Source organism: Kitasatospora sp. NPDC007106 (assembly GCF_040634455.1).
Taxonomy (GTDB): Bacteria; Actinomycetota; Actinomycetes; order Streptomycetales; family Streptomycetaceae; genus Kitasatospora; species Kitasatospora arboriphila.
On record NZ_JBEYFP010001311.1, the window covers coordinates 1 to 1,265 of the forward strand.

At 74.0% G+C, this 1,265-nt stretch carries 1 protein-coding gene; it reads right to left on the reverse strand.

The genetic code is table 11. From position 1 onward, the window contains the following. Window positions 1-124: 124 nt before the first annotated feature. The coding region (locus tag ABZ641_RS38085) for a glycerophosphodiester phosphodiesterase (protein WP_359989219.1) at window positions 125-1,265 on the reverse strand (1,141 nt) is incomplete at its 5' end.

Here is a 1,265-nt window from a genome sequence, read left to right on the forward strand (position 1 = left end):
ACAAACAAAACCCAAAACTCTCTTCCCCACCACGACGCTCATCCTATCGCGTTTGGGTCGGGCCCCCCGGGGGGGGGGGGGGGGCCCCCCCCCCCCCCCCCCGGCCGTGATGACTGACCGGTCGTCAGTTCACCCCGCGGGCAGCCCAGAAGTCGCCGCGGGCCAGCACCGAGGTGTCCGTGTTGTCGGTGAAGAAGCCGTCCACGCCCAGGTCGTAGAGCCGGCGCGCCCAGCCGATCGAATCGCCGTACGCGTTCGGGTCGGTGCCCCGGCGGAAGTCGACCGGCAGGAAGGAGTTCTCGTTGCGCACCGTCCACGGGTGCAGCACCAGGCCGGCCGCGTGCGCGTCCGCCACCAGCGTGGTCGGCGGCAGCAGCCTGCCCGCGGCGTCCACCGGCGCGATCAGCTGCGTGGTCGGGCCGATGCCGTGCGAGAACGACGCCAGCCAGCGCAGCCCGCCCGGCGTCACCAGGTCCGCGACCGTCCGCCGGTCGCCCGCCAGCACGAAGTCGTACGGCTGCGTCGTCGGACCGCTCAGCAGCTGGATCCGCGGGTTGTCGACCAGCTTCGCCAGCCGCTGCAGGCTGCTCGGCTCGAAGGACTGCAGGACCGCCCGGCCGTTGCGGCCCGCCAGCCCGCCGCGGCGCAGCTCGTCCGCCAGCCGCTCCTCCAGCGGCAGGCCGATCGAGCGGAAGTAACTCGGGTGCTTCGTCTCGGGGTACAGCCACACCGGGCGGCCCAGGGTCCGCGAGCGCTTGTTCGCGAACTCCACCACCTCGCGGAAGGTCGGCACCGGCCAGCGGCCGTCGTACAAGGTGTTGCGCTGGCGCTGCTGCGGCAGCCGCTCCTTCGCGCGCAGCGTGCGCAGCTCGGCCAGCGTGAAGTCCTCGGTGAACCAGCCGGTCAGCGCGGTGCCGTCGACCGTCTTCGTGGTCCGCCGGGCGGCGAACCCGGGGTGGTCGGCGACGTCCGTCGTCTCCGCGATGTTGTTCTCGTGGCGGACGACCAGATGGCCGTCCTTCGTCGGCACGACGTCCTGCTCGATGACGTCCGCGCCGAGCTCCAGCGCCAGTTCGTAGCTGCCGAGGGTGTGCTCCGGCCGGTAGCCGCTCGCACCCCGGTGCGCCACCACCAGCGGGTGCGGCAGCCGGTCCAGGCCGGTGCCCGTGCGGACGGGCGGACGCGTCCCCGCGGCCCGCTGCGCGTCGCCCCGGCCGTCCGCCTGCTCGTCGGCGGCGGACGCGGGGGCCGCCCCCGCCGCGGTC